Source organism: Shinella sp. WSD5-1, from assembly GCF_963942435.1.
In the GTDB taxonomy this organism is placed as follows: Bacteria; Pseudomonadota; Alphaproteobacteria; order Rhizobiales; family Rhizobiaceae; genus Shinella; species Shinella yambaruensis.
In genome coordinates this window covers 96,748-122,175 of the sequence record NZ_OZ012606.1, presented here as the reverse complement: position 1 = coordinate 122,175, position 25,428 = coordinate 96,748, and the positions used below count along the sequence as shown (strand labels likewise).

General features: G+C 61.6%; 24 protein-coding genes and 3 pseudogenes. 10 read left to right on the top strand and 17 right to left on the bottom strand.

From position 1 onward, the window contains the following. Positions 1–160: 160 nt before the first annotated feature. The 4 genes from AABQ55_RS36820 to AABQ55_RS36805 form a co-directional block, all read right to left on the bottom strand. Positions 161–343: a hypothetical protein gene (locus AABQ55_RS36820; RefSeq protein WP_272809655.1), complete on the bottom strand. Its 183-nt coding sequence runs from the start codon at positions 341–343 to the stop codon at positions 161–163. Between the two features lie 134 nt (positions 344–477). Beyond that, the gene (locus AABQ55_RS36815; protein WP_338341967.1) at positions 478–1,125 is read right to left on the bottom strand and encodes a thermonuclease family protein; all 648 of its coding nucleotides are present in this window, start codon (positions 1,123–1,125) and stop codon (positions 478–480) included. After that, positions 1,122–1,439 carry a single-stranded DNA-binding protein gene (locus AABQ55_RS36810; RefSeq protein WP_272809654.1) on the bottom strand — a complete coding sequence of 106 codons (318 nt, stop codon included), beginning with the start codon at positions 1,437–1,439 and terminating at the stop codon, positions 1,122–1,124. Before AABQ55_RS36810 ends, AABQ55_RS36815 begins: the two co-directional genes overlap by 4 nt. A gap of 32 nt (positions 1,440–1,471) precedes the next feature. Then, positions 1,472–1,981: a hypothetical protein gene (locus AABQ55_RS36805; RefSeq protein ID WP_272809653.1), complete on the bottom strand. Its 510-nt coding sequence runs from the start codon at positions 1,979–1,981 to the stop codon at positions 1,472–1,474. A gap of 108 nt (positions 1,982–2,089) precedes the next feature. On the opposite strand from AABQ55_RS36805, the gene AABQ55_RS36800 reads away from it, so the two are divergent. Continuing rightward, a complete protein-coding gene (locus AABQ55_RS36800) occupies positions 2,090–2,290 on the top strand; it encodes a helix-turn-helix domain-containing protein (protein WP_272809652.1) in 201 nt (66 codons plus the stop codon). A 109-nt stretch (positions 2,291–2,399) separates the two neighbouring features. Further along, positions 2,400–2,885 carry a hypothetical protein gene (locus AABQ55_RS36795; protein WP_272809651.1) on the top strand — a complete coding sequence of 162 codons (486 nt, stop codon included), beginning with the start codon at positions 2,400–2,402 and terminating at the stop codon, positions 2,883–2,885. A gap of 80 nt (positions 2,886–2,965) precedes the next feature. Here AABQ55_RS36795 and AABQ55_RS36790 read toward each other — a convergent pair whose 3' ends face one another. From AABQ55_RS36790 to AABQ55_RS36770, 5 genes are read right to left on the bottom strand one after another with little or no spacing between them, the layout of a single operon-like run. Next, entirely contained in the window at positions 2,966–4,054 is a 1,089-nt protein-coding gene (locus AABQ55_RS36790; protein WP_272809650.1) for an ABC transporter ATP-binding protein, read from the bottom strand. Beyond that, positions 4,054–5,559 carry an argininosuccinate lyase gene (argH, locus tag AABQ55_RS36785; RefSeq protein ID WP_272809649.1) on the bottom strand — a complete coding sequence of 502 codons (1,506 nt, stop codon included), beginning with the start codon at positions 5,557–5,559 and terminating at the stop codon, positions 4,054–4,056. The genes AABQ55_RS36790 and argH overlap by 1 nt, the downstream gene beginning before the upstream one ends. A gap of 4 nt (positions 5,560–5,563) precedes the next feature. Then, positions 5,564–6,412, bottom strand: a complete 849-nt coding sequence (locus AABQ55_RS36780; RefSeq protein WP_272809648.1) for a carbohydrate ABC transporter permease — start codon at positions 6,410–6,412, stop codon at positions 5,564–5,566. 1 nt (position 6,413) lies between these two features. Next, positions 6,414–7,346, bottom strand: coding sequence for a carbohydrate ABC transporter permease (locus tag AABQ55_RS36775; RefSeq protein WP_272809647.1), 933 nt, complete (start codon positions 7,344–7,346; stop codon positions 6,414–6,416). 11 nt (positions 7,347–7,357) lie between these two features. Beyond that, positions 7,358–8,599: an extracellular solute-binding protein gene (locus AABQ55_RS36770; protein WP_272809646.1), complete on the bottom strand. Its 1,242-nt coding sequence runs from the start codon at positions 8,597–8,599 to the stop codon at positions 7,358–7,360. A gap of 242 nt (positions 8,600–8,841) precedes the next feature. Between AABQ55_RS36770 and AABQ55_RS36765 the strand changes: the two genes are divergently transcribed. Beyond that, complete coding sequence (locus AABQ55_RS36765) at positions 8,842–9,921, top strand: substrate-binding domain-containing protein (RefSeq protein ID WP_272809645.1); 1,080 nt, start codon at positions 8,842–8,844, stop codon at positions 9,919–9,921. 112 nt (positions 9,922–10,033) lie between these two features. Here the strand turns inward: AABQ55_RS36765 and AABQ55_RS36760 are convergent. Further along, positions 10,034–11,010 (bottom strand): annotated as a pseudogene (locus tag AABQ55_RS36760) (IS30 family transposase). A 512-nt stretch (positions 11,011–11,522) separates the two neighbouring features. On the opposite strand from AABQ55_RS36760, the gene AABQ55_RS36755 reads away from it, so the two are divergent. From AABQ55_RS36755 to AABQ55_RS36730, 6 genes are read left to right on the top strand one after another with little or no spacing between them, the layout of a single operon-like run. Continuing rightward, positions 11,523–13,094, top strand: coding sequence for an ABC transporter substrate-binding protein (locus AABQ55_RS36755; RefSeq protein ID WP_272809644.1), 1,572 nt, complete (start codon positions 11,523–11,525; stop codon positions 13,092–13,094). Between the two features lie 10 nt (positions 13,095–13,104). Then, positions 13,105–14,046, top strand: a complete 942-nt coding sequence (locus tag AABQ55_RS36750) for an ABC transporter permease (RefSeq protein WP_272809643.1) — start codon at positions 13,105–13,107, stop codon at positions 14,044–14,046. Next, positions 14,043–14,933, top strand: a complete 891-nt coding sequence (locus tag AABQ55_RS36745; RefSeq protein WP_272809642.1) for an ABC transporter permease — start codon at positions 14,043–14,045, stop codon at positions 14,931–14,933. The genes AABQ55_RS36750 and AABQ55_RS36745 overlap by 4 nt, the downstream gene beginning before the upstream one ends. Then, entirely contained in the window at positions 14,930–15,931 is a 1,002-nt protein-coding gene (locus AABQ55_RS36740; protein ID WP_272809641.1) for an ABC transporter ATP-binding protein, read from the top strand. Before AABQ55_RS36745 ends, AABQ55_RS36740 begins: the two co-directional genes overlap by 4 nt. Then, a complete protein-coding gene (locus AABQ55_RS36735) occupies positions 15,924–16,970 on the top strand; it encodes an ABC transporter ATP-binding protein (protein WP_272809640.1) in 1,047 nt (348 codons plus the stop codon). The genes AABQ55_RS36740 and AABQ55_RS36735 overlap by 8 nt, the downstream gene beginning before the upstream one ends. A 27-nt stretch (positions 16,971–16,997) precedes the next feature. After that, positions 16,998–18,242: an aminotransferase class V-fold PLP-dependent enzyme gene (locus AABQ55_RS36730; protein ID WP_272809639.1), complete on the top strand. Its 1,245-nt coding sequence runs from the start codon at positions 16,998–17,000 to the stop codon at positions 18,240–18,242. Here the strand turns inward: AABQ55_RS36730 and AABQ55_RS36725 are convergent. From AABQ55_RS36725 to AABQ55_RS36710, 4 genes and pseudogenes are all read right to left on the bottom strand, one after another. After that, positions 18,226–19,350, bottom strand: a complete 1,125-nt coding sequence (locus AABQ55_RS36725) for a M24 family metallopeptidase (protein WP_272809638.1) — start codon at positions 19,348–19,350, stop codon at positions 18,226–18,228. The two genes, AABQ55_RS36730 and AABQ55_RS36725, sit on opposite strands and share 17 nt — an antisense overlap. A 47-nt stretch (positions 19,351–19,397) precedes the next feature. Continuing rightward, on the bottom strand, positions 19,398–20,153 hold the full coding sequence (locus tag AABQ55_RS36720) for a UTRA domain-containing protein (protein ID WP_338341968.1): 756 nt from the start codon (positions 20,151–20,153) through the stop codon (positions 19,398–19,400). 161 nt (positions 20,154–20,314) lie between these two features. Continuing rightward, a pseudogene (locus tag AABQ55_RS36715) lies at positions 20,315–20,559 on the bottom strand (hypothetical protein); the annotation flags it as partial. Positions 20,560–20,621: 62 nt separating this feature from the next. Further along, on the bottom strand, positions 20,622–21,575 hold the full coding sequence (locus AABQ55_RS36710; RefSeq protein ID WP_272809636.1) for an IS110 family transposase: 954 nt from the start codon (positions 21,573–21,575) through the stop codon (positions 20,622–20,624). Between the two features lie 975 nt (positions 21,576–22,550). On the opposite strand from AABQ55_RS36710, the pseudogene AABQ55_RS36705 reads away from it, so the two are divergent. After that, positions 22,551–22,817 (top strand): annotated as a pseudogene (locus AABQ55_RS36705) (hypothetical protein); the annotation flags it as partial. A 49-nt stretch (positions 22,818–22,866) separates the two neighbouring features. On the opposite strand, the gene AABQ55_RS36700 reads toward AABQ55_RS36705, so the two are convergent. From AABQ55_RS36700 to AABQ55_RS36690, 3 genes are all read right to left on the bottom strand, one after another. Then, positions 22,867–23,649 carry a hypothetical protein gene (locus AABQ55_RS36700; RefSeq protein WP_272809635.1) on the bottom strand — a complete coding sequence of 261 codons (783 nt, stop codon included), beginning with the start codon at positions 23,647–23,649 and terminating at the stop codon, positions 22,867–22,869. Positions 23,650–24,304: 655 nt separating this feature from the next. Beyond that, entirely contained in the window at positions 24,305–24,814 is a 510-nt protein-coding gene (locus AABQ55_RS36695; protein WP_272809634.1) for a thermonuclease family protein, read from the bottom strand. Continuing rightward, positions 24,804–25,421: a hypothetical protein gene (locus AABQ55_RS36690; RefSeq protein ID WP_272809633.1), complete on the bottom strand. Its 618-nt coding sequence runs from the start codon at positions 25,419–25,421 to the stop codon at positions 24,804–24,806. The genes AABQ55_RS36695 and AABQ55_RS36690 overlap by 11 nt, the downstream gene beginning before the upstream one ends. Positions 25,422–25,428 lie beyond the last annotated feature (7 nt).

The following is a 25,428-nucleotide window of genomic DNA, read 5'->3' as shown; positions in this document are numbered from 1 at the left end:
TCCCGTCCACACATCTGCGCAGCAAATCGACACCCGCCGCGCCAAGCGGCGGCTGCAAGGGCGCGGAGATCGGGGCGAGGGGAACCCGCGCCCCGCCGCGGCGCCGCTTCCCTTGCGGACGCCGCATGGATGCGGCACCCGAGAGAAGGGTAGGGCGGGCTCAATAAGCCGGCCCGAAGTCGAAGGGATCGATTTCGTGGATCACGTCCACGTCGGCGTCGTCGAGCTCCTCGCTCGGCAGGACGCCGTATTCTCCGGCCGATCGGAACAAGGTCACCGGGACCATGAGCGTGCGGGCGAGGTGAAAGGCATGTGATTGGGCGAGCGAGAGATCGTGCGACATGGTGAGGCTCCATCCGGGAGCGGGCCAATTCCCGCTCGATGGCGCCATGTTTGGTCCGGGGCGGGGCGCGATCACCGCGAAGGCGCATGCCGCAGCGGCCGTAGCTTGCTAACGGACCCCTTGTGGGTTGATCGTCAAAGCCCCGCCCTGGACCAGGTCGCCATCCCAGTAGAGCGGGATTGGTCCGTTCCCCATGGAGGCGTCGGTTGCTGCACAGGCGTCGCGGCAGAACACATCTCCTCCCACCGAATATTGCTCGGGTTATTTACCCCGAGGCCAGGACCTGCCATCGGCCGGAATATGCCTGCCTTCCCCGCGAGAGCGGCGAGGTCAGCTATGCACCATGGCTTTCGCCAGCTATCCCACCGGCGCGCCAGTCCATGCTCGATCAGTGTTTCTCCGACATCGCGTCTGTCCACGACAACGCGCGCCAACTGGCGACCGTAGCGGTCAAGTTTGCCACGGACCAACTCGATACGATGACCCGACGCCTGGGTTGCCAGTTCGTCTTTCGCTTGCAGCGCTGCGACACGTTCCGCGGCGCACGCTCCGTCAATCTCCGGCGCATCGATGTTCTCGATGCGGATCTTCTCGCGCCTGCCGGTTCCGTCATGGACGGTGAAGGTGTCGCCATCCCAGATCCAGAGCGTGACATCCTGGCAGGCGTCACGATCACAGACCGCTGCACTGACAATCGTGTGACGGTTCGTTGAAGCCGAGGCGACGGCGAGCATCAGCACTTGCGAAATCCCCACGGCCAGGACGCACCGGGTGAGCATCATGAGGCTTTTTTCGATACGAGATTAAAGAGCTGCGCGATGACGTCGGTGGCGTAGACCTTTTCGCCGGCGCGGTCATAGCTGCTGTTGGACACGCGGGATTCCACATAGACGAGGTCGCCTTCTCCGACGTGCTCCTCGATCCATTCCGCCTGTTTCTTGTCCAGGACCGTGATCTGAACCCAGTCGGTCGCACTTTTGCGCTCCCCGTCCGACTGCCATTCGCGGTTGGTCGCCACATTCACCTTCAGCACACCTTTGAGCGGTATGATGTTTCCGACGTGGCCAAGCACGGTATGCCGGTTAACCGTACGCATGGAATAAACCTTTCTTAACCGAGAAAAACCGTCTATCTGTTGAGCCCGAACCAATGCCGCTCGGTTTCGCCAGAGGTGTCATTCTTGACGTCGAAATAATATGGCTCTGACCTGAGCAGTCGGGATATGGAGACCGTTTGTATGCAGCTTTGCTGCCGTTCAGAACTGTAGAAACCGTGCGTTTTGCCCTGGCAAACGTTGACTGTCTTGACGCACAGGTCGCCCTCTCGGGCGAACCCATTGCGGTCTCCTCGGCTCCCGACCCGATAGCCCTCCGGGCACTCCGCATATCGCTCGTGGCCTGGCGATCCAGTGCCGGCCTCAGGGCAGGTTGGCCAGTCGAAGCCCGGTTTCTTCATAGCGGAGATAAGCCGGTTCATCGGCGGATGGCAGGCGGGCACGCCGCGCCAGGACGGATTGGAAGACGAGGCACACAGCAGGACTTCGCAGCCCCATTCGCTGGCGGCCGCAGGAGCGGGAAGCACCGCGGCCGTCAGAAACAGTCCGAGGACGACATGGTGAGGCATGGCTTTGGCGATCATCGGCACTTCTCAATCAAACACACTAACGAGTAAATTATAGTTTATTTGGCGATGACGAGCAAGCGCAAGAAGGCAGACACCGAGCTTGGAACGAGGATCCTGCGAAACATGGCACGGGTCATAGAGCGCGAGCGGGAAACGCGGGGCCTCAACAAGAAAGAGATGGCCGAGCTGTGCGAAGTGACTTATCCCTTTTATTTTCAAATCATTGACGGAACGGCAAACCCTTCTCTCCAGACAATTACGCGAATCTGCGTCAACCTCGATGTGCCTTTCCAGGAGCTGGTGAGCGGGGCGGCGCCTTTCTGATCGCCAACAGTGGCAACGCCCTATCGGCGGACCCGCCCGCGTGGCCGAAGGGCGCTTTCCTGCCAAACCGATTGCCAGAAAGATAAACTATATTTAGTTTCTCGCCCCGATGAGATTGATCGCCGGATGCGCCGCAAGGCTGCCGGCGCAATATTGGGGCATTGCCGGCATGAAGTCTTTTGCTGCTTCCGTTTTCCTCATGATTGCTTCGGCCGCCCAAGCTGGGGAGAATCCAATGTGGCCGACGAGCCTCACCTGGACCTGCGCGTTCTCGTCTGTCATCCGGTGCGAGCGCTTGGTTGATTGCGGGACGGCCGCGGAGGAGGGAGAAATCACCCTGAACTATCGCGAAAACAGCCTGACAGATCGGAAGGGCGCGGTCCATCCGATCAAGCGCCACTATGTGCAGACGGTCGCCGGCAGCCCGATCGGGAGCGAGGTTAAGATCGAACTCGATACGAACGAGGTGATCTGGCTTTCACCGGCCGACGGGGCAGGGGTGTTTTCCGACAACTGGGTGGGCGGGATGTTATCGCCGAAGACGGGGGTGATCGTGCAGGAGCTTCGGCCGTTGATCTGCAAGCCGACAGAATAGCGGTACCCCTTCAACAAAGATTCGGACCGGCGTGAAAGCCGATCCGATAGATGCGTAACAGTCCGGCGAACTGAACTAGATCAGTGCAGCAGCTTCTCGGTCGCAGCGTCAAAAATCCGAACGCTCTTTCCCTCGGCGGCAAAGCTGAGCTTCTCGCCAGGACGATAGGCGCGCTCGGACGGGGCGCGGGCGACGATGGAACCTTCGGGCAGGTCGAGGTGGACGAAGGTTTCCGAGCCGTGCGGTTCGGCGACCCGGACCGTTCCCTCAATGAGGAAGGCTCCCTGGCCGTCGTCCGGCGTCGTCAGCGTCAGTTCCTGCGGCCGCACGCCGATGCTGACCTTGCGCTCGCCGGCGCCGGACGGCAGGCCGTCGCCGGCGTTCCAGCGGATGGCAGCGGCATTGGCGCCGAACTCCGCACGTCCCCCGCGTAAGGTCGCACCGATGATGTTCATCTCCGGGCTGCCGATGAAGCGGGCGGTGAAGATGTCGCCGGGGCGGTTGTAAAGGTCCATCGGCGCGCCGACCTGGAGGATATGGCCGTCGCGCATGACGACGATCTTATCGGCGAGCGACATGGCCTCGACCTGATCGTGGGTGACGAAGACAATGGTCGTGCCGAGGCGCTGGTGGAGCTGCTTGATCTCCAGCCGCATCTGGCCGCGCAACTGCGCGTCGAGGTTGGAGAGCGGCTCGTCGAACAGGAAGACGGCCGGATCGCGCACCATGGCGCGGCCGATGGCGACGCGCTGGCGCTGGCCGCCGGAAAGCGCGGCGGGGCGTCGGTCGAGCAGCTTTTCCAGCCCCAAGACTTTTGCGGTCTCGCGGATGCGGGCATCCTTCTCCGCCTTGCTCAGCTTCGAGGTATAGAGACCGAAGCCGATATTCTCCGCCACGGTCATATGCGGGTAGATCGCGTAGTTCTGGAAGACCATCGCGATGTTACGCTGCTTGGGCTCGCGCTGGTTGACGACCTCGCCGCCGATCCTGAGTTCGCCGCCGGAGATATCCTCCAGCCCGGCGATCATCCGCAGCGTCGTCGACTTGCCGCAGCCGGACGGGCCGACGAAGACGACGAACTCGCCGTCCTTGATCGCGAGGTCGATGCCATGGACGGCGGTGACCGAGCCGTATTTCTTGACGATCTTGTCCAAATCAATGCTTGCCATCACGCGCCTCCCGCAAGTTCGGCAATTTTCTGATCCAGTTCCTTCGCAGCGGCGGCTTCAAGCCGCGCGCGTTCCTCCGCCTGGGCCGCGAACGCGACCTGGTCGCGCCGATAGCCGGCAATCGCCGCCTCCAGCGCTTTCTTGCCCGGCCCGCCGAAGCGCTCGCGCACGGCGACGAAGTTCTCCGCCGACACGACCGTTGCGAAGGCCTCCGCGTCTAGTTCCGGCGCGCGGCCGGTCGCTTCCTCGAAGGCCGCGACGAACGGCGCATAGCCGTCGTCGGACAGGTCGCCGTCCATGGCGACGACGCTGCGGGCGACGACCGCGGCGATCTCGTGCGCCTGACGGAAGGAAAGCCCTTCCCGGCGAACCAGCGTGTCGGCAAGCTCCGTGATCGTGACGCAGGAGCGGCGCAGATTGACGGCGACCCGGCGCGGATCGATTTCGGCGGCGCGCACGACGGCGGCCAGAAGATCGAGCACGCGCTCGGCGACGTCGAAGGCCTGGTAGCCCATGTCCTGCGTCTCGCCCTCGCTGTCGTTCATGTCGGTGAAGGGCGTGTTGTGCATGACGTCGAGCATGGCCCGCGCCCGGCCGACCGTCTGGCTGGCGAGGTGGCGCAGGTGCTCGAAGGGCACGGGGTTGCGCTTCTGCGGCATAATCGAGGAGATCTGCACGAAAGCGTTCGGTAGATAGAGCTGCCCGACCTCGAAGCTCGACCAGAACTGAAAGTCCTGGATCGGGCGGCCGAGATGCAGGAACATCAGTTCCAGCGCGCCGTAGGTCGATGTCACATAGTCTACCGCCGCGATGCAGCTATAGGAATTCTGCAACGGGCTGTCAAAGCCGAGGAGATGGGCGACGCGGTGGCGATCGATCGGAAAGCCCGAGGTGGTGATCGCCGCAGCCCCCATCGAGGAGCGGTCGACGATCGTGCGCGCCGCCTCGATGCGTTCGATATCGCGGATCAGGATTTCGATCACCGCGCCAAGATAGTGGCCGTAGGTGCTGGGCTGCGCCGGCTGGCCATGGGTATAGGCGACGATGAGGGTCGCCTTGTCCCGCTCGGCGGTCTCGATCAGCGCGGTGAGCAACGCCCGGCTCTTGGCGAGTAGCGCGTCGATGCGCTCCTTGAGGCCGAGCTTGAACAGCGTGTGGTCGATATCGTTGCGCGAGCGGGCGGTGTGCAGCCGGCCCCCGAGATCGGGGCCGACGCGCGTCTTCAGCTCCTTCTCCATCAGGAAGAAGAAATCTTCGACCTCGCCGGTATAGGAAAGCGTTTCCGGATTGATCTCGCGGGCGATGGCTTCCAGCGCAGCCGCGATGCGGCCGCCCTGTTCTGCGGGGACGATGCCGGTTTCCACCAGCATCACCAGATGGGCGCGGTCGACCTTTTGTAGGGCCTGCGCGTGGTGCCGTTTCGCACCGTCGAACAGGGGCTTCAGCACCGTGCTCGTATAGACGGGATCGGGGAATTTCGTCCGGTCCCGGGATTGGGGTGTCATGATCTTATCCCTTCACGCCGCCGAGCATGACGCCGCGAACGATGTAGCGTTGGAAAAAGAGGAAGATGAGCAGCGTCGGGATGGTGGCGATGGCCGCCCCCGTCATGATCATTTCCCATTGGATGGATTGCTCGACGGCAAAGCTCGAAAGCCCGACCGGCAGCGTGTAGAGGTCCTTGTCGGTGGTCACGATCAGCGGCCAGAAGAACGCCGTCCAGTTGCCGAGGAAGGTGAAGATGGCGAGCGCCGAGAGGGCCGGCGTCACCAGCGGCATGGCGATCTTCCACCAGATCTGGAACTCGTTGAGCCCGTCGACGCGCGCGGCTTCGAGGAAGTCGTTCGGCACGGTCTCGAAGAACTGGCGCATCAGGAAGACGCCGAAGGCCGTCATCATGCCGGGGAACATGATGCCCCAGTAGCCGTCTAGCCAGCCGAACTTGCTGGACATCAGATACCACGGGATGACCAGCATCTCGGTCGGGATCATCAGCGTCGAGAGGATGGCGAGGAAGATCAGCTTGCGGCCGGCGAAGTCGAATTTCGCCAGCGTATAGGCGACCAGACTGTCGAAGAACAGGCAGGACGCCGTGACGACGACGGCGATCAGGCTGGAATTCAGGAACCACCGGACGAAACGGCCGTCCGAGAGCACGCGGATATAGTTGTCGAGCGTCGGGGCGGCCGGGATGAGGCGCAGGTCATAGACCTGGCCCGCCGACTTCAGCGAGGTCGAGAACATGAAGAGCAGCGGCGTGATCATGATGACGCCGCCGATGAAGAGCAGCGTCCAGGCGATCACGATGCCCGGCCGGAAACGGAAGGCGGTATTGTTGGTTGCGGTTACGGCACTCATGTCAGCGGCTCCTCAGGATCCAGAGCTGTCCCATCGAGATGGCGAACAGGATCAGGAACAGGACGACGGTCTGCGCGGCGGCATAGCCCATCTGGTAGGACGAGAAGGCCGTCTGGTAGATCATCAGGACGAGGGGTTTGGTGGTGTTAAGCGGCCCGCCGGGGTCGTTGCTCGTCATGTTGTAGACCTGGTCGAAGATGCGCAGGAACCCGATGGACGAGAAGACGACGAGGAAGACCGTGGTCGGCTTCAGGAGCGGCAGGGTGATCTTGCGCAGGATGGCAAATTCGCCGAGCCCGTCTACGCGCGCCGCCTCGTGATAGGTCGCCGGGATTGCCCGGAGGCCCGCCAGGAAGATGATGATCTGGAAGCCGAGGCCCGCCCAGATCGCTGTGACCATGATCGCCGGCAGACCTTGATCGACGGAGCGTAGGAACGGCTGCGCGGGAATGCCGAAGACGCCGAGCAGGCTGTTGATGACGCCGATCGGCGGGGGCTGGTAGAACCAGCGCCAGACCCAGGCCATGGCGGCGGCCGTGGTCAGGAACGGCAGGAAGTAGAGCGCGCGAATGAAGGCGTGGCCGAATTCGATGCGATCCAGATAATAGGCGATCATGAAGGACAGCACGATGCTGATCGGCGTGCCGATGAGCAGATAGGCGAAGGTGTTGCGGAACACCTGCCAGAACACCGGGTCGGTGAGCAGCGTCTTGTAGTTCTCAAGTCCGATGAAGCTTGCCGGGCGCAAAAAGTCCCAGTCCGTCAGCGAGAGATAGAAGGCTTCCGCCGTGGGATAGAAGCGGACCACGGTGAAGAACAGCATCGGCACGGCAAGGAAGGTCCAGGCCCAGATGATCTGCTTGGTCGAGATGGACAGGCGGTCCCAGGCGCGGGGCTTTTGCCCCGCAGCGGCCGCCGTTTGATTGAGCGACATGGGTTCGATCCTCAGTTGGCCTTGCGCTTGTCGAGAAGCTGCTGCTCTTTCGCGGAGGCCGCGCTCAGCGCCTCGGCGACCGGCTGGCCCTGCAGCAGCACCGAGTTCACCATGTCGATGGTGATCTGCCGCTGGGCGGCCTCGTCAACGAACAGCGTCGTGTGGGCGTAGTTGAGGCCGCGAATGAACGGGCCGTAGACCGGATGGGCAAGGTTCGCCTCCGACAGCGCGACGGACTTGCGCGCCGGCAGTTCGCCGACCTTTTCCAGCCATACCTTCATCGCCTTCTCAGAAGAGATGAAGGCGAGGAATTTTTCCGCCGCTTCCAGCTTCTCGCCCTCGGCCGTGCCGCCGATGGCGTTGGCGAAATAGCTGGCATAGTTCGAGCGCGTGCCGTCAGCGGCCGCCGGCAGTTCCGTCACGCCCCATTCGAAGCCGGAGATCGTGTTGAACGAGGCGAGGCGGAAGGTGCCGTCGATCACCATGGCCGCAAGACCCGCGCGGAACGCCGCCTGGCCCTCGTCCATGAAGCCTTCCTGGCCGACCTTCTCGCCGGTCTGCAGGCCGACGTAGAAGTCCAGCGCCTTGCGCCCGCCCTCGCTGTCATAGGTTACTTTCGAACCGTCGTCGGAATAGGGCGCGCCGCCGAACTGGCGGATGAGGATCTCGCGCCACCAGTTATGGTCCTGCCGGGCGATGTCGAGCGCCATGCCGACCGTCTGGAAATTGCCGGCACTGTCCTGCTTCGTCGTCGCCTTGGCGGCCTTCAGCATCTCGTCCAGCGTCTGCGGCGGCTTTTCCGCATCGAGACCGGCGTCCTTGAAGAGGTTCTTGTTGTAGAACAGCGCCATGGAGCGCACGGCGGTCGGCAGGCCGTAATAGTCCTCGCCGCGCTTCATCGCCGAGACGATCGGGAAGAAGTCCTTCTCGATATCGGCCGCCGGGAATTTTTCCTTCGAAAGCGGCTGGACGAGGCCGCCGGCGACGAAATTGTCGAGCCAGCCGTAGAAGAGCTGCACCACGTCCGGACCCTTGCCGGCGGCTTTCGCCGCGACGACGCGCGTCTGATAGTCGGCATAGGGGAAGGTCACCTGCTTGACGGTGATGTCGGGGTTTTCCGCCTCGAATTCCTTGATCAGCTCGTCCATCGCCTGGACGCGGCTCTCGAAGACATATTGCCAATATTCGATTTCGACGGCGCCGGCCGGCTGGGCGGCGAGAAGGCCGAGCGCGAGCGCTCCGGCTGACAGCATTTTACCGATGAGAACAGACCACGAGTCGACGCGTTGAGCATCGCCATTCCTCCCTTTGAGATCTCTCCACAGCGCTACGCAAGCGCTTGCGTAAAAAGCCAGAAGATAAGCATTTTGTCAATAAGTCGCGAGAATGCATGGATATCAGCATTAAAATGTTGATTCAGCTTATCTCTTAGCTACAATTCGGACATGGTAGCTTTCCAGGAAGTTTGAAAAGCTGCGCAAACGGAAGCGAAAAAATGAATGATCAAGGCAAGCCCTTGCGTAAGACGCAGCGGATCGATCTCAAAACCTTGGCCGAGGAGTTGGGCTTGGCCCAGTCGACGATCAGCCGCGCCCTCAGCGCGCATCACTCGATCCCGGAAAAGACACGGGCGCGCGTGATCGCCGCCGCCGAGAAGATGGGCTACAGTCCCAACGCCCGCGCTCGCGGACTTGCTACCGGTCGGACCGAGGCGATCGGCCTCGTTTTCCCGCTCGAACGGCTGCAATTGGCCCAGACGAACTTCGTCGATGTTCTGACCGGGATCAGCGACGTCGTCACGCGGCGCAATTACAGTCTTCTTTTGACGCCGTTTTCCGACAACGAGCAGGAGGTTCTTCGCAAGCTGGCAACCTCGAAGATCGTCGACGGCATCATCATCACCCGCCCGTTAGTCGATGATCCCCGCATTTCGCTGCTGCGCGATATCGGAATTCCTTTCGTCGTCCACGGCCGAAGCGACGTCGATCTTCCATATTCCTTCATCGATATCGACAACACGGCCGTCTTCGAGAAGCTTGGAGGGTTGCTGCTCGATTATGGCCACGAGCGGATTGCGGTCCTGAATTCCTTTCTGCGCTTCCGCTATGCGCATGCGCGAAGAGAAGGCTATCACAGAGCCTTTGCCGCGCGAGGTCGCGTTCCCGACCCCAACTTGATGTTCGAGACACCGATGACAATACAGTCGGGCTACGAACTCGCGACCGAACTACTGGCCAAGGAGGCGTCCCCGACGGCATTTCTCTGCGGCTCGGTCTTTCTGGCTCAGGGCGTCTATCGTGCAGTGGCCGAACGCGGACTTCGGATCGGGCAGGATATATCCGTGGTCTGTCACGACGACGGCCTCCGCGGCATTAAGCCGGCGGAGTTCGACCCGCCGTTGACAGCGACCTATCGATCCGTGCGTGAGGCGGGTGAGCACCTTGCCGAAATCCTGATCGATGCCGTCGAGGCAAACGGCAACAGGGAACCCACAAGGGAAATTTCGGAGGTGGACCTGATTTTGAGGAAGTCCGTCGGGCTGCATCGTGTTCATGACGGAAAAGCCGAACCTTGAACGCGTGCGATCAAGCTAGCCGTGAACACTTACAATCGGTCCCGCATCTTGCAAGCCCGTCCGATTTTGTATGTGAGCTCAAGCCGAGGCGCGACTTGCAGGCTCGATGATCCTATCCTTCGGATCGCATCTGTGCGAGCAGCTTCTGACGGAAGACCTCGGCCGGCGTCTTGTAGCCGAGGCACTTGCGCGGCGTCGTGTTCAGGCGGTCGCAAATTTCCTTCAGGTCCTGGTCGGTGATCGAGAGTGGATCGACATCCCTCGAAAGCCATTTCCTGGCCCGACCGTTGGTGTTCTCGACGGTGCCTTTTTGCCAAGGCGATTGTGGGTCGCAGAACCAGGTCGCGGAACTCCGTCCCACGGTCGAAGGTGATCGAGCGGCGTGCGCGGTGGGGCAGGGTCTGAAGCGCGCCGATGAGGCGCTCCATGATCGGCCGCGACTGCCGGTCGTTGTTGCGCAGGAGAACAGCAAAACGGCTGACCCGCTCGACCAGCGACGTCACGTTCGCCTTGCCGAACTTCTGGCGGAACTGGATGAGGTCGCATTCCCAGTGTCCGAACTGCTTGCGATCGGCGACCACGTCCGGTCGGCGCTGGATGTTGAGATCCGGGCTGAAGCGCTGGCCATGCCGGCGCCTGGCATGCCGCGGCCGGCGTCTGGCACGGTGTTCCGGCAGGTGTTTCCAAAGCTTGATGGCGTGACCATCCGCCGAATAGGCGAACTTGTAGATCGTCTCGTGGCTGACCGAGATCGGGTGGCGCTCCAGTCGCATACGGCCGGCGATCTGCTGCAGCGACCAGCCGTGCAGGATCCGCTCGATGACGGACTGGCGGACATGCAAGAAGCGGGCAAGCTTCCTGAGCTTGGTCCGACGCTCGCACGCCATGTCATGCGCCGTCACGCAATGGTAGCCACTGAGCTCTGGCCATTCCTTGTCGGTATAGACGTTACGCCGTACCTCGCGGAAAATCGTCGATCGATGGCGTCCAAGCTTCTCCGCAAATGATATCGATACTCAGGCCGGCGTGACGCCAGCGCGCGATCCTGCGGCGTTCGTTCAGGTCCAGATGGGAGTAGGTGTGTTTCATGACAGCGTCCTTGCGATAGATAACCCATTGGCATCATTCGCAAGTCGCACTTCAAACTTGAATCCACCGTAACGTTATAACATATAGCATAACCTTCATTATGGAACTGTCGCCGATACAGAACGATTTTGTGGTTTAAGTCGGTATCACGCCATCCCCTACAACGATAACCCAAAAGCGATATCGTTCCCCGTTGTTAACGTTTGAGTCGTCACGGACCGCTCTCAGCTCAAAGGCGCTCCCCTCCACCACTTGCCAAACACCCGTTCCGTTCCGGCGTGTCGAGACGGTCGTCGGCTGCTCTGATTCAGCCCCTCCGTCGAGTGACGCCATCGTCGAAGCGCAGACTCAGCCGTCACTGACGCTTCGGCCGTCCGCTACAGGCTTGCGAGTCGATCATGCCACATGAATGCCTCTGAAAGGCTATTGACTAGACAATTAGAATTGGATTACGTTTCCGTTTGTCTAGTCAATAAGATTTGCACGTCACGAAGCGTAGCAAGGGGAACAAGATGCACACGAACAGACGAACCATCCTGAAAGGGATGGCCGGTATTGCGGCCATCATTGCGACCAATCCCATCTCCGCCCTGGCACAGGACGGCGCAGGCGGCGTCCTCCGGGTGGCAGCGGCAAAGCCTGCGGGCGACCTCAATCCACATGCCTTCAAGGGCCTGTGGGCGGCGCAGGATCTCATCTTCGAACCGTTGCTGCGCTATGAGCATGGCGGCACTTTCTCACCGGCACTTGCGACCGAATGGCAGGTCGAGGATGGCGGCAAGCTGCTTCGCTTCAAGCTCCGCGAGAACGTCAAGTTCCATGACGGCGCACCCTGGAATGCCGAGGCCATGATCTGGAACCTCGATCGCTGGATCGGCCAGGGACGCAACGGGTGGATGAATGCCTCGCGTCTTTTCGACGGCCACAAGATCATCGACGACTACACCGTCGAGATCACCTTCAAGGAGCAGGTCCTCGGTCTCCTCAACGAATTCTCCTACGTGCGGCCCTCCCGGTTCCTCAGCCCGAAATCGGTCGATGCTGAAGGCAACTACCAGAAGCCAGTCGGTACCGGGGCCTGGACAGAGGAACAGGCCACGAACGAGGGAAGCGTATTCGAGCGCTTCGAAGACTACTGGGGCGACAAGCCAGGCTACGAGCACATCGAGTTCAAGGTCCTGCCGGATTCGCGTAGTCGCATGGCAGCCATACGCGCCGGAGACATCGACATCACCGGCGGCGAGTTCGTCGCGCCGATCAAGGCGACCGAAGCCGTCACCCTCCAGGCCGCAGGCGTGCCCGTCATCGTCGAACAGGGAACATCGACCATCGTCGCCGGACTCAATCCCGACCGCAACCCCGCCCTGAAGGATCTCAAGGTGCGCCAGGCGATCAACATCGGGTTCGACCGGCAGGCCATCTCGCAGGTTCTCTACAAGGGTCTGGCCAAGCCGGCCGGAAACATCTTCCCCGAAACCGTTCCCCTCGCTGGAAAGCGCTTCCCGGCACCGGAGCGCGACGCGGACGCCGCGCGCAAGCTCCTCGATGAGGCCGGCTGGACGGGCGACGGCATAAGAGAAAAGGATGGCAAGCCACTCAGCATCGAAGTCGTCGTGAGCGAGGAGCAACTCGCCGGATCGCGCTCGCTCGCGGAAGTGATGCAGGCGCAGCTCGGCGAGATCGGCATCGACATCAAGATTCGCTCGGTCGACCACGCCTCCCGTCATTCCGACATCCCGGCACGCCACTTCGATATTGCGCTGTTCACCACATTCGGTGCCCCTTACGAGCCCTTTGGCACGATCATCGGCCTGCTGCTGTCGACCTACGACAACGGCGTGGACGGAAAGCTGGTCATCGATCCCGACCATCTCGATCCGCTCGTCAACGCCGCCGCGTCGGCCTCGGACGACACAGTGGAGCAGGCAACGCAGGCTATCTACGACTATATGCACCAGCAGGTCTCCTGCATGCCGTTGTTCTACATCCCCGCGATCTGGGCGCACACCGATCGCGTGACCGGCTTCAAGGTGCCTTCCACCGAGTACGACCTGCCCTATCAGGGCGTGGCGCTCAACACCTGAGGACCATGCCATGCGTACGTTGATCTCCATCCGCCTGCGCAACGCGGCGGTGCTGCTGGTGCTCGCCACCATGCTATGTTTCACCCTGGTGGTGTCGGCGCCTGGTAACGTTGCCGTCCTCATCGCCGAACTGCGTTCCCCGAAGGCCACCTTCGAACAGATCCGTGTGGTCGAGAAGGAGTTGGGGCTCAACGATCCGCTGATCGTCCGATACGGAAACTGGCTCGGCTCCGCCCTCAGGGGCGACCTCGGCATCTCCTACAAGACCGGCGAGAGCATCGGCCTGTCTCTGGCGGGGCGCCTGCACGTCACCGGCATTCTTGTCGCCGGCGGCGCGCTCTTCGCGATGGTCCTGAGCTTCGCGCTCGGGTTCATCGGGGCGCTCATGCCGGGACGCATCGGTGACGCGGCTTGCCGCGTCATCGCTCTGCTCGGTGCTTCGATGCCGTCCTTCTTCGTCGGTGCGCTCCTCATATACGGGTTGGCCGTGGAGCTACGATTGCTGCCGACTTTCGGCAGCGCGGGTCTGTCCAGTTGGATCATGCCGTGGATGACAATCGGCCTCCTGCCCGCAGCCGTGCTCAGCCGCGTCGTGCGCGTCGGCCTGGAGGAAGCCATGGCCCGGCCGTTTGCCCTGACGGCATCGGCCAAGGGCCTGTCGCGCGGGCGTATCATCTTCCGGCACGCGCTTCCAAACATTGCGCCGACCTACATCAACGCACTCGGCGCGCAGGGCGGCGCCATGGTCGTCGGCGCCGTCGTCGTGGAGCCGCTTTTCGCACTGAAAGGCGTCGCCGATTTTTTCCTTCAGGGCGTGCTGTTTCGCGACTTCATGGTCGTCCAGGCCTGCCTCCTTGTCTTCCTCACCTCCTTCATCATCCTGAATCTGCTCGTGGACATCGCAATGATGTTCTCCGATCCGAAACTCCGTCGTCAGGGAGCCAACGCATGAGGATTCTCCAAGACTTTGCACGGTCGCTCCGCCAACTGCCTCGGGTCTCGGTGGTCGCCGTCGGCCTGTTCGTCACGCTCGGCGTGCTGGCCCCCTACATCGCCCCGCACGATCCCAATACCCAGGACCTGCTTGCCGCCCATGCCGGCATCTCCTGGGACCATTGGCTCGGCGCCGATCATCTCGGCAGGGATACACTGAGCCGGCTGATCGTTTCCGCCCGGACATCGCTCGTCGGCATGTGCCTCGTGCTGCTGATCGCGCTCTCCGTCGGCATCACCATCGGAACGATCGCCGGCTACAAGCGCGGCTGGGTCGAGGAAGTGCTGATGCGGATCGTCGATGTCGGCCTGGCAATGCCGAGCCTTATCGTTGCGCTGGCCGTTATCGGCATCTTCGGAACCGGCTACTGGAACATGATCTTCGCGCTTGCTCTGGCATGGTGGCCGGGCAGTGCACGCATCAGCCGCGCGGTAGCCGTTGGCGTGATGAACCGCCCTCACATCGAATCCCTGCGGGTGCTGGGCGCAAGTCCCATGCGGATCTATTTCCACCATCTGCTGCCGACGACCGTCGGTTCCGTGCTGGTCTATGCGACGGCCGATGCTGGAGCGGTGGCGCTTTCGATCGCGACATTGAGCTTTCTCGGTCTCGGCATCCAGCCGCCGACGCCAGAATGGGGGCAGATGCTGGTCGATGCACTCCCCTATCTCGAAACGGTACCGATGCAGGTGATCCTTCCTGGCCTCGTCCTGACCGCCGTCGTGATCGGCTTCAATCTGCTCGGCGAATCCATCGCGCTCAACCGGGTGCCGACACCCTTGTCGCGCAGCACCCTTGCCAGCCGCCGCATGCTGGCTTCCAACTGGACGAGGGCTGAGCAATGACAGGAGATCTCCTTCAAGTCAGGAATCTGACCGTAGACCTGTTCACCGCCAGAACTGCGCTTCGTCCGGTCGATGACGTCAGCTACGCGGTCAAGGCGGGGGAAACGCTGGCGATCGTCGGCGAGAGCGGCAGCGGCAAGACCGTATCGAACTTCGCCCCTCTTGGTCTCATGCCGACCGGGGTCGTGGCTGATATCCACGGCTCCATTCTCTTCGACGGTACCGAACTCGTGGGAATGCCGGACGCGCAGTTACGCAAGATCCGCGGCGGCGGCATCGGCACCATCTTCCAGGATCCGATGAGCGCACTCAACCCGGCTCTGAGGGTCGGCAGGCAGATTGCTGAGGTCGGCGAGCTTCATCTCGGACTGACCTCCATGCAGGCCGAGGCGCTTGCGCTCGAACTGCTGAAGCTAGTGAGGATGTCCGATCCCGAGACACGGCTACGCCAGTATCCCCACGAGTTGTCCGGCGGACTGCGTCAACGCGCGATGATCGCGATCGCCATTGCCGGGGAGCCCAAGCTTCTCGTCGCCGACGAGCCGACGACTGCACTGGATGTGACGGTGCAGGCGCAGATCATCGCGCTCCTGAAGGACCTGCAGCGGCGACTGCACATGGCGATCGTCCTGATCACCCACGACATGGGCGTTGTCGCCAGTACCGCCTCGAAAGTGGCGGTCATGTATGCCGGACGCGTGGCGGAATACGGGACGGCAGAACAGGTCCTACTCGAGCCGAGGCATCCCTATACGTCAGGCCTCATCGCAGCACTTCCGCGTCCCGAGGATCCGCCCGGCTCTGCCTTCCGCGGACTGCCGGGCGCACCGCCCGTTCTCGGCGCGCCGGTTCAGGCATGCGCCTTCGCCCCGCGCTGTCCGCTGGTGATCGAAACCTGCACCAGGGCCGTTCCGCATCTGCTGTCCACGCCCGGCGTCTCCGCGACCGCCTGCCATGTCGTCAACGAACTTCGTCTGAAGGAGCCAGCCCATGCCTGAACCCCAGCCGCTGCTGCGCGTCGACAACCTCGTGACCCGCTTCAAGAGCGTTGAACGAGGCAAGTGGATCTCGGCCGTGGACGATGTCTCGATCACGCTTGCCCCCGGCGAGATGGTTGGCCTCGTCGGCGAATCCGGTTGCGGGAAGTCGACACTGGGTCGCACGATCGTAGGGCTGGAGCGACCGCAATCCGGTCGGATTTTGCTTGACGGCGTCGATCTGTCGACCCTGCGCGGCGCCGAGCTTCGCAAGCGACGTCGTGCGATCCAGTACGTTTTCCAGGATCCATACGCCTCCCTTAACGATCGGCAGACGATTGGAGAGGCGATCGGAGAGGCCCTGATCATCATGGGCGTCTCCGACCCAGCCGATCAGCGCCGCAGGACCCGTATCCTCCTCGACCAGGTCGGCCTTCCCGATGCGCTGGCCGAGCGCTATCCGCGGGAGCTGTCCGGCGGCCAGCGGCAGCGCGTGGCGATCGCACGATCGCTGGCGGTGGAGCCGCGGGTCCTGATCTGTGACGAGCCTGTCAGCGCGCTCGATCTCTCGATCCGGGCTCAGGTGATGAACCTGTTTCTGAGCCTTCACAAGGACCTCGGGGTTGCGTGCCTCTTCATTGCGCACGATCTCGCGCTGGTCCGTCAGGCAACGAGTCGAACTTATGTGATGTACCTCGGAAAGATCATCGAGGAGGCCACATCCGCTGAGCTTTATGCCCGGCCGAGCCACCCTTACTCGAAGGCCCTTCTGGGCTCCATCCCGAGTGCGGATCCCCGGATCGAGGCGACACGCAAGCCCCCTGAGATTTTCGGCGACATTCCGAGCCCGACCAATCCGCCTTCCGGCTGCCGCTTCAGAACCCGCTGTCCGCATGCGGCAGACGTTTGCGCGACAGCGGTCCCGCCACGGTTCGCTCTGACGCCGTCCCACAGTGCAAGCTGTGTGCTGGCCGAAGGCTTCTATGCCGAGGGTGCGGGGCAAGCCCGTCCGTATTCAGTTCCCGCCCAGCGAGACATCCAACCCATGCATGCGCGCTGATGGCCGCATCTGCGAGAGGACAAAAAAATGACAAACCAATCGGTAGGAAACACCTCACATCTGAAGAAGGCCCCCGACGACGAGGCCTACTGGCTTTCCGTCCGGGAAACGATGGACCCGCTCTACGTCAACACCCAGCTCGTCAACACCCGCCGAGGCCCAGCTCCCCTATCCGTCAGGGAGAAGGTTCGAGCGCTGGTCGATCTGTCGCTCTCCTACGAGCTCGACGAATACGAGCCCTTCAAGGCACTGAAAGAGAGCGGTTCTTCGGTGGAGATCCGAAGCCTGCTCGCCGACTATTTCGGCGCTTCCGCAAACGAGATCGCCCTGACCCGCAACGCGATGGAGGGCATCGCGACGGTCTTGAACGGCTTTGACATGAAGCCGGGCGAGGAGATGCTGGCGACAAAGTTCTGCTACGATTCCAACCTCGCGATCATGAGGCAGCGCGCACGGCGTGACGACATCACGATCAAGCTCGTTGAACTGCCCTTCGGCCCTGCAAGCGAAGAGGAAATTCTGACCGCCTTCGAAAACGCGATCAGCGAAAAGACGCGACTGCTCTCCGTCCCGCACGTCATCGCAAGGACCGGTCTGGTTCTGCCGGTGAAGGCAATCAGCGAACTGGCGCGCAGCCGTGGCATCTTCACCTTCGTCGACGGCGCCCACTCGGCCGGTCATCTTGACCTTAAGTTGGACGATCTCGGTTGCGACGGCTATGCGGCCTGCCTGCACAAGTGGATGTATGGACCGAGGGGAACCGGCTTCCTGCACGTGCGCAAGGATCAGATTGCGAAGATCTGGCCCCTCTTCGCGAGCTGGTCCAACAAGCCGGCGGACTCGATCGAAAAGTTCGAAGAAGTCGGAACGGTGTTCAAGGCGCTGCCCGCCTCGATTCCCGAAATGATCTCGTTCAACCGGGATATCGGCCAAGCCGAGAAATCCGCGCGTCTGCGCTATCTTAGGGATCGCTGGGCCTCGCGGCTGCGCCACCACGAGCGAATCCGGCTCCTGACCGATATTGACGCGGCTCCCGGAACCAGTTTCGGCGGCTTCGTCGTCGAGGGCATGGACGCGGAGCATTTTGCCCGCGTGCTGCTGGATGAGTTCGATATCCACGTGAAGGCCTTCACCATGGAGGAGGATGCGTCTATGACGGGCATTCACCTGTCACCGGGGCTGGCCAACACCGTCGAGGAGATCGATTCCTTCGTGGAGGCGACACTCGCGATCCTGGCGCGCAGTCACAACAGCTTCAGGCAGGCAGTATGACCAGACGATTGTCGAGTGTCGTCAGGCGCTCGGCACCGTTCTGCTCCACGATCAACGTGTCCTCGTACATGATACCGCCCCAGCCGGGGCGGTAGTAGGGGGTTTCGACATTGATCACCATTCCCGGAACGAGCGGCTCGGAACGATCAGGGCCAATGGTCGGGAATTCATGCGAATCCAGTCCGAGGCCGTGACCGACGTGGTGGCGCCGGAACTGAGGAAGGCCAGCAGCGCGTGTCGCATCCACCGTGGCATGGAATACTTCCGCCGTTTGTTTGCCGGCTAGAACCTGTTCCAGAGCCACGGCTTGTCCCGCCAGCAGTGCGGCGCTGACGCTGACGATCTCCTCCGATGGCTCGCCCACCACGGCGGTGCAGGCCGTATCGGACCAATATCCCTCGACCGTTCCGCCCATATCGATGCGGACGATATCCCCCGGATGCAGGATCCGACGGGTCGCGTAGGCATCCGCGAGCGCTGCCCTAGGTCCCGACGTGACGACCACGAAACCGGGGCGAACGCCCTCTCGGATCATGGCAGCGGTGATATCGGCTGCGACGTCCGCCTCGCTCACCCCTGCCCGCGCATTCGCCAGCGACAGCGACAGAGCCTGCTCTGTCAGCTTTGTAGCGTTGCGGAGCAAGCCGATCTCGGCGGCGCTCTTGACCGACCGCGCTCTGCGGAAGATCCTTCCCGCATTTGTCAGAGCAAGAGCAGGCAGGGTCGAAGCAGAGGCGAATGCCGTGGGATCGGCATCGAACGCCACGCGCTTCTTGCCCCCTGAAAGCCTGTCGATTGCTGCCGCAAGCGCTGCATCGAAGTCCGAAAACGGCTCGAACCGAATGTCTCCGTCCGTTAGCTCAGCTGCATCATCGAAGAAGAAGCGTCCATATCCCATGTAAATGAACGGCCTTGCGGAGAACTCCGCAGCACCCCAGAAATCCGCGACGGGACCCACGAGGATCATCTCGTCGCAATCGAAGACCACCGCCATCCTATGACCGGGATCCGTATCGTAGGCCATGCTTCGATAGCCGGAACAATAGACGACGTTGGAGAGCTTGGTCGCGACGAACACAAGATCGCGTCCTCCGCCGATGGCGACCACCCTATCTCGTTTCATGCACGCGAGGGCGCCGGGCGCGAGTCTGGTCGTCATGGCTGAAGGGGATTGAATTCGCCGACGAACTCGTTCTGTTCGGCGGGATATATCAACTTGACGGACGTCACCGGAAGATCTTCCGCCCATGTCTGCCGGAGAGAAATGAGCAACGCCGATCCTTCCGCCACATCCAGCAGTTCGGCCTCCTGAGCAGAGGCGACCGTGGCCCGGATAGTGTGGCGTAACCGTGTGCACGGCAGCCGGGCCAGCAGCCAGATATTGGGCATTTCCGCTTCGAAGTCGGTAGTGATGGCTTCCGGTGCCGCGTCAAGGTTGATGTATCGTTCCTCAAGCACTTCCGCCTTTCCGAAGCCGCAATGAGCTGCTTGGAGCTTGAGGAGCGGGGTGTCGGAGGCGATCGCAGGCCACATGTCGAGTACGCTCTCGCCCTTCAGCTTTAGCGTTTTGCGCACCTTATAGGTATAGGTCCGGCCTCTGGCCTCCACCTCCTGCCGCACATCGAGAAAGCCGATGACGGCGTGCGTCTCCGTCGATCTGGCAACGGTCGTGCCCTGCCGGCGCTTGCGATCCAGAAGGCCGGCCTCGGAGAGTTTGGAGAGCGCCTTGCTGACGGTCGCACGCGTCGTCGAATACGCGTCCATGAAGGTGAATTCGGGTGGAATGCGATGTCCCGGCGGCCACCGCCCGCTCATGATCTCGGACCTGATCGCGCGTTCGATCTGCTTGAACAATGGCCCCTCACCATCGAGTGGAGGCGTATGCCAGGGTTCTTCGACGTGATGTGCCATGAAAAGTGCCATCCAGAGATTATTAGCTCGACCTTCATGAACCATGCAAATTGTCTAGTCAATAACGATGAGCACGGAGGAGGTTTACAACCGAATACGTGGCAAATCGGTTATGCCAGACCATATTTCGAGAGAGGCAACTTGCCTCCTTTGATCAACGCCTTTAATGCGTCCACAATCGAGCCGAGGCAGGGCGGCGACGTCTTGCCGGAAAACGCATCCGTCGCCGCTTCCACGGCCGCGAGCACCGTCGGGGCAGCAATGCCGGCCCAGTCGTGCGTGTGGAAATGGATCGGCAGATTGGTCGACCGCGCAGCGCCTTTATAAGCACCTTGGCCACAGCCGGCTTCAAGACGCCCACTATGTCCTTGACCCCGATCATGTGGGCGGCGGCCTTTTCCAGCTCTTTTATCCTGGCTTCTGAAAATGAATACCTACAAGTCCGATAACGCGATAGGGTGCTCAAGCCTAGAGTATCCGTTTTGGTGAAGGAAATGATTTTGTCCATTTCCGACGGTCCTTGAGCAGGGCGTTTGCCAGCACGATGAGCTTTCGCATGATGGCTGTTATTGCGAGCTTCGAGGCTTTGCCGCCCGCTTTGAGCTGGTGGTACTTTGCCCTGAGTTCCGGATTGAAGCGCATGGCGACGAGGGCCGGCATGTAGAGCGCCTGGCGGACGTTGGCGCGGCCGCCGCGGATGAAGGCGCGTGCGGCCCGGTTGCCGGACTGGCGTGCGACGGGGGCGAGGCCGGCGAGAGAGGCGGCCGCGCCGTTTTCGAGCATTCCGAGCTCGGGCATGTCGATGATCAGGGCGAAGGCGGTTATGGTCGAGACGCCCGGGATCGAGACGAGGATGTCGAAGCGGCCGGCGAGGTCCGGATCGGCCTTGACGATCGCCATGATCTCGCTCTCGATGGCGGCGATCTGGCGTCCGATCTGCCTGAGCTGCTCCGCGTTGTGACGCTTGAGGATGGCAAGGGTCAGCGTCTTGGCCCTGTTCCTGGCGGCCGTGCGGTTCTTCACCAGCGCCTCGCGGGCCATGTGCAGGTCCTTGAGATCGTTGAGGACCGGACGACGCACCGGCCGCGCGTCGAGGTCGAGTACAGCACCCATGCGCGCCAGCATGGCAGCGTCGAGCCGGTCGGTCTTGGCAAGCTTTCCCGTGGCTTCGGCGAACCGCCTTGCCTGGCGTGGGTTGACCTTGACCAGCGCACAGCCCACATCCGCCAGCCTTCTCTCGAAGGCCCGGTGATAGGGACCGGTCGGCTCGTAGACGATGTGCGCGTCGGGCTGGCTCAGCCAGTCCAGGAAGGCCCGATGGCCGGCGGTGTCGTTGGCAAAACGCCGGCTTTTGCCGTCGCTCGTCCTGTAGGCGTCGAGATGGTCTTTCGAGATGTCGACCCCGATGGTATCCTTTGTCATCTTTCGCTTGTCCTGTGCTTGTCGTCCGCAGCCGAGCTGCGGGTATCCGTTCAGGCCTCAAGAGAAAGACGAGGGCGATCAAACTCTAGCTCGACCCGTCAAACGGTCTGCATTTCAACGATCCGACCCTCGCCGCTGAGGGAGGGCGGCTACTCTCTCACAGCGGACCCTTCTTCGCCCATTCGGCAGCGAAAGTTATAAGACAAGCATTTTCGATGAAGGCAGAGTCAGTTTGAGGATTCACGCCGCCGGCGTTGTCTGGTTCTCAACTGCTGGTGAGTTGCCAGGTGGTCATTCGACGAGGAGCCTTAGCGTGGACCTTCGCGGTCGAGCGATTGCGGCGATCGAAGAGGGAGTTTCAACGCGAGAGGCGGGGGTTGAGTCCGTGTCGGAATCGCAACGGCTGGGGCCTGGTATCGGCGCTATCGTGAGACTGACTAGACGGAGGCGCGCAAGCAGGGCGAGCGTTCACGCTCGAAGCCTGAGGCTCACGAGGCTTTCATCCTCGGCTTTGTCGATGCGGCGCCAGATATAAAGCCTGCCGAGATTGGCGACGCCTTGCCTTTCAGCGCAGTGTGGAGGCTGCACGCTCGACGGTCTGGCTTTCCTCGATTGCCGACGCATTATGTTCAGAAAAGACGGCACACGCCTCTGAGCAGCAGCGCCCGATGTCCCGCGCCGTCGCATATCTTGATTCGACGACCAACTTACCCTCGACCCCGCGACTTTGATCTTCATCGACGATGACTGCCGCGTCCACGAAGATGGCAAGCCCGCGAGGGCGAGCATCACACGGCGAGCGAAGCCGGGCGACCGTTCCCCACGGCTGTTGATATCGGTCGGATATGACCAGTTTTTCATTTGGCCTTGCCCCGGCTAAAGCGACGCAAAGGCTTGGGATCATAGGCAATTTTATTGCTATTCGTGGGTCGCGACAAACTCACAAAGCGCTTCAAATCCTGGCGACATTTGACAGTCACTTGCCAGAAGGCGATGCTGGCGCGCGACGGGCGGTGGCTGATGACCGCCGGCCTGGTGCTGGTCCGGCAAAAGCCGGGTAGCGCCAAGGGCGTCAAGTTCATCACAATTGAGCACGAGACTTGCCCCGCGAATGTCGTCGTCTGGCCAAAACTGTTAGAGCGGCGACGGCACGTCGTGCTCGGCTCGTCCATGATGGCGATCAACGGCCGGATCCAGCGTGAAGGCGAGGTCGTTCACCTGATTGCCCAGAAAATGTTCGATTAGATTCGCCCTCAACACGCCAAAACAGGTGATGCCGACGCTCTAAGCCCTATTCCAGCAGCACCTCTCCGCTGCGCAACTCGATGCAGCCCCTCCAGCTTGGCGCAGAAGTGCCCTCTCTTGGATCCTGTAGAATCGTGCTCTGTGGGTTGAATCTTACAATTTCAATCGTGGGGATCAGATTTCTGAGGGGGGTAAATTGGCAACCAGCCGTCGCTCGTCCGGCCGATTTCCGCGCAGCGCCATAGCCGGCGCGTGCCTTCAGCCATTGAAGCCATCGACCGCATACAATTTTGATCGTGTTAGGGCGGTTCCAGAACCCGTTGACGCGGTTTTCGGAAACGCTGATAAGGCCCATCCTTGCAGCATCGCGAATGGCATAACGCGCTGTCGTGCATCCGACACCCGCACGCGCAGCGATTTCGGGCAATGACATCGTCGAATTGCCGCGTTCCATGACCGCCTGCGCAATGATGGAGAGCACCGCCAGCTTGCTGACTGTGAAGTCTCGGGCCAGGCACGTTGGAATGATGCAGTCCTTGGCGAGCCCCCGCCGGCGAAGCCAGCAAGCAGCCCGCTTCTGCAAAGGAATCGCCGGACGGCAATGACGGGGGCATCCCTTCGCCCGAACCGTTCGCATCACTGTGCTGATCGACATCCGCCGGTGCTCGATGACAGGGGCAAGATATTCCATCTCTTCGTCGGCGATCAGTCCTTCGCCGTTCAGTACCCAGGCCGCTTTCGCGCATTCATCGACCTGCTCGTGCGTATCCGCTGCAAGTAGGCGCGCCAATAGGTTCGGCCCATAGGCCGTTCGGATCGTGGCAAGCATGATCTCTCCATTCCGATGATGTCAGGGAGGAACCAGAGCGTAGGACACACGTATCCGAGGCAAGAATTAGCTTGCAGCGGCGGCGTCATTGTGCAAAAAAACCAGTGGCTATAAGACTTTTGCGCACATTTGTGTGTCACTCGACCCGTCTCTCCGAGGCGGGTTTTTATTTTGTCTACGGCATGGAACCTCCATTGCTCGCTTCCTGGCAAAGCGAGTCACAACAGTAATTATATTTTACACTTTCACCAACGTTAAAGCTGCTCCGCCGCGAAAACGCCGTTTTTGACTCGTGTAGGAGTTGCGCGCCCAATGAGCTGGCGGAATCAAATCCGCCCGTTCCGCCATCACCTTATCGAACGCTGCTCCGCCATACTCCACGTACAGGGATCGAACGATTCCCTCATCGTCGGCGCTGTTCGACGGGGACAGGAAAGGATGACCGCAAATGGCCAATGAGAGTGCCGCCGAACTCGTGCGATTCCTCGCAGAGGAACTTCGACGCCGAGGGACGACGCTTCCTGAATTCGCGGAAACGACGGGTATAGCGGAAGAGCGGCTGGAATATCTTCAGTCTGACGCCTGGCATCGTCTGACGGTCAAGGAAATCGGCACGATTGCGGAGTGCCTTCAGGTCGACCTCACGGCCATTTGGTCAGCGCTTGTCGAGAAGCATGGAGACAGGATGGGCGAACCGCCCCGCCCATAGCCCGCTTCCGTTGTCCTTGGCGATGGCCTCGGCAACCGCATAGGCAGCGGACACCGGAGCGCCTGAAGGGTACGCGGCGGCAAATGCAGCGCCAGAGGATATGAGCGCTGTCCCGACGTCGACAGTGGCATTGTCGAGCTGGGCGGCGCAGACAACAAAGGACGCATCGTCATTGGCGCGGCCGACGGACTGGCAACCAATCGAACCGGTCGAAAAAAGCGCTGCAAGGGACGCAATCGACTGCATGCCGCAATCGCTTTCCGTTCCATCGGGAGCATGATAGGCCGTTCCTCGAATGCACGCTTGCACGCCGAACAGCCTGAATTTCCGGCCTTCGTACTGCCAGCTGTCGCCCGTTTCAAAACTCACCGCCGCAGGAAACGAGATGGTCTGCTCCTGCGCGCGCGCCGTCGTCGCCAGCAGCAGGGCCATGGCGAGGGAAAACTCAATCCGCATTCTGGAATCCCATCGATCGTGAAAGCGATTGCGATGCTTCGAGGTCCGGTCGGCGGGATCGGCCGTCGTCTGTCCGTCCGATTGCCGCGAGGCCGAGGAAAACCATGCTGTCGTCGTCGTTGACGGTTCTGAACGGCTCGCCGTGACCGCCGACAAGGACAAAACATGACGCCGGAATGGTCTCGCCAGCCACGGGCGTCAGCAGCTGGGTCTTGCAGAGAATGACGCTGGCGCGCCTGTTATAGACCGCCTCGGCATAGTCGCGCGCCGCATCGGCGCAGCTCCAAGACTGCACACGGTTATAGATCACCTTGTCCGTCGGACAGGCGGTCAGGCCGCGCAGAGCGATCTTCTGGCCCCCGATCGTTCGCTCGACCGGACCCTCAATTGCAACCTTCCCTTCCAGCCTTGCCACAGACCGCGCGACAAGCCTTCCATCGGCGTCAAAGCGTTCCAGCACGAACGTCCTCACCCCATCTTGTCGGTACTGGCGAAGGTAGTTTGGCGAGGGTTCCCCATAGGGATTTTCATCCTGCGAAATCGCGAAACCCGCGCCACCTACCAAAAGGCATGCGGCAATGGCCGTAACCTTGAGTTGTTTGTACATAGCAGAA

Bases quoted from the DNA above. Each gene is read 5' to 3' on its own strand.
- AABQ55_RS36820 (WP_272809655.1), bottom strand. From the start codon at position 343: ATGTCGCACGATCTCTCGCTCGCCCAATCACATGCCTTTCACCTCGCC.
- AABQ55_RS36815 (WP_338341967.1), bottom strand. From the start codon at position 1,125: ATGATGCTCACCCGGTGCGTCCTGGCCGTGGGGATTTCGCAAGTGCTG.
- AABQ55_RS36810 (WP_272809654.1), bottom strand. From the start codon at position 1,439: ATGCGTACGGTTAACCGGCATACCGTGCTTGGCCACGTCGGAAACATC.
- AABQ55_RS36805 (WP_272809653.1), bottom strand. From the start codon at position 1,981: ATGATCGCCAAAGCCATGCCTCACCATGTCGTCCTCGGACTGTTTCTG.
- AABQ55_RS36800 (WP_272809652.1), top strand. From the start codon at position 2,090: ATGGCACGGGTCATAGAGCGCGAGCGGGAAACGCGGGGCCTCAACAAG.
- AABQ55_RS36795 (WP_272809651.1), top strand. From the start codon at position 2,400: ATGAGATTGATCGCCGGATGCGCCGCAAGGCTGCCGGCGCAATATTGG.
- AABQ55_RS36790 (WP_272809650.1), bottom strand. From the start codon at position 4,054: ATGGCAAGCATTGATTTGGACAAGATCGTCAAGAAATACGGCTCGGTC.
- argH (WP_272809649.1), bottom strand. From the start codon at position 5,559: ATGACACCCCAATCCCGGGACCGGACGAAATTCCCCGATCCCGTCTAT.
- AABQ55_RS36780 (WP_272809648.1), bottom strand. From the start codon at position 6,412: ATGAGTGCCGTAACCGCAACCAACAATACCGCCTTCCGTTTCCGGCCG.
- AABQ55_RS36775 (WP_272809647.1), bottom strand. From the start codon at position 7,346: ATGTCGCTCAATCAAACGGCGGCCGCTGCGGGGCAAAAGCCCCGCGCC.
- AABQ55_RS36770 (WP_272809646.1), bottom strand. From the start codon at position 8,599: ATGCTGTCAGCCGGAGCGCTCGCGCTCGGCCTTCTCGCCGCCCAGCCG.
- AABQ55_RS36765 (WP_272809645.1), top strand. From the start codon at position 8,842: ATGAATGATCAAGGCAAGCCCTTGCGTAAGACGCAGCGGATCGATCTC.
- AABQ55_RS36755 (WP_272809644.1), top strand. From the start codon at position 11,523: ATGCACACGAACAGACGAACCATCCTGAAAGGGATGGCCGGTATTGCG.
- AABQ55_RS36750 (WP_272809643.1), top strand. From the start codon at position 13,105: ATGCGTACGTTGATCTCCATCCGCCTGCGCAACGCGGCGGTGCTGCTG.
- AABQ55_RS36745 (WP_272809642.1), top strand. From the start codon at position 14,043: ATGAGGATTCTCCAAGACTTTGCACGGTCGCTCCGCCAACTGCCTCGG.
- AABQ55_RS36740 (WP_272809641.1), top strand. From the start codon at position 14,930: ATGACAGGAGATCTCCTTCAAGTCAGGAATCTGACCGTAGACCTGTTC.
- AABQ55_RS36735 (WP_272809640.1), top strand. From the start codon at position 15,924: ATGCCTGAACCCCAGCCGCTGCTGCGCGTCGACAACCTCGTGACCCGC.
- AABQ55_RS36730 (WP_272809639.1), top strand. From the start codon at position 16,998: ATGACAAACCAATCGGTAGGAAACACCTCACATCTGAAGAAGGCCCCC.
- AABQ55_RS36720 (WP_338341968.1), bottom strand. From the start codon at position 20,153: ATGGCACATCACGTCGAAGAACCCTGGCATACGCCTCCACTCGATGGT.
- AABQ55_RS36710 (WP_272809636.1), bottom strand. From the start codon at position 21,575: ATGACAAAGGATACCATCGGGGTCGACATCTCGAAAGACCATCTCGAC.
- AABQ55_RS36700 (WP_272809635.1), bottom strand. From the start codon at position 23,649: ATGCTTGCCACGATCCGAACGGCCTATGGGCCGAACCTATTGGCGCGC.
- AABQ55_RS36695 (WP_272809634.1), bottom strand. From the start codon at position 24,814: ATGCGGATTGAGTTTTCCCTCGCCATGGCCCTGCTGCTGGCGACGACG.
- AABQ55_RS36690 (WP_272809633.1), bottom strand. From the start codon at position 25,421: ATGTACAAACAACTCAAGGTTACGGCCATTGCCGCATGCCTTTTGGTA.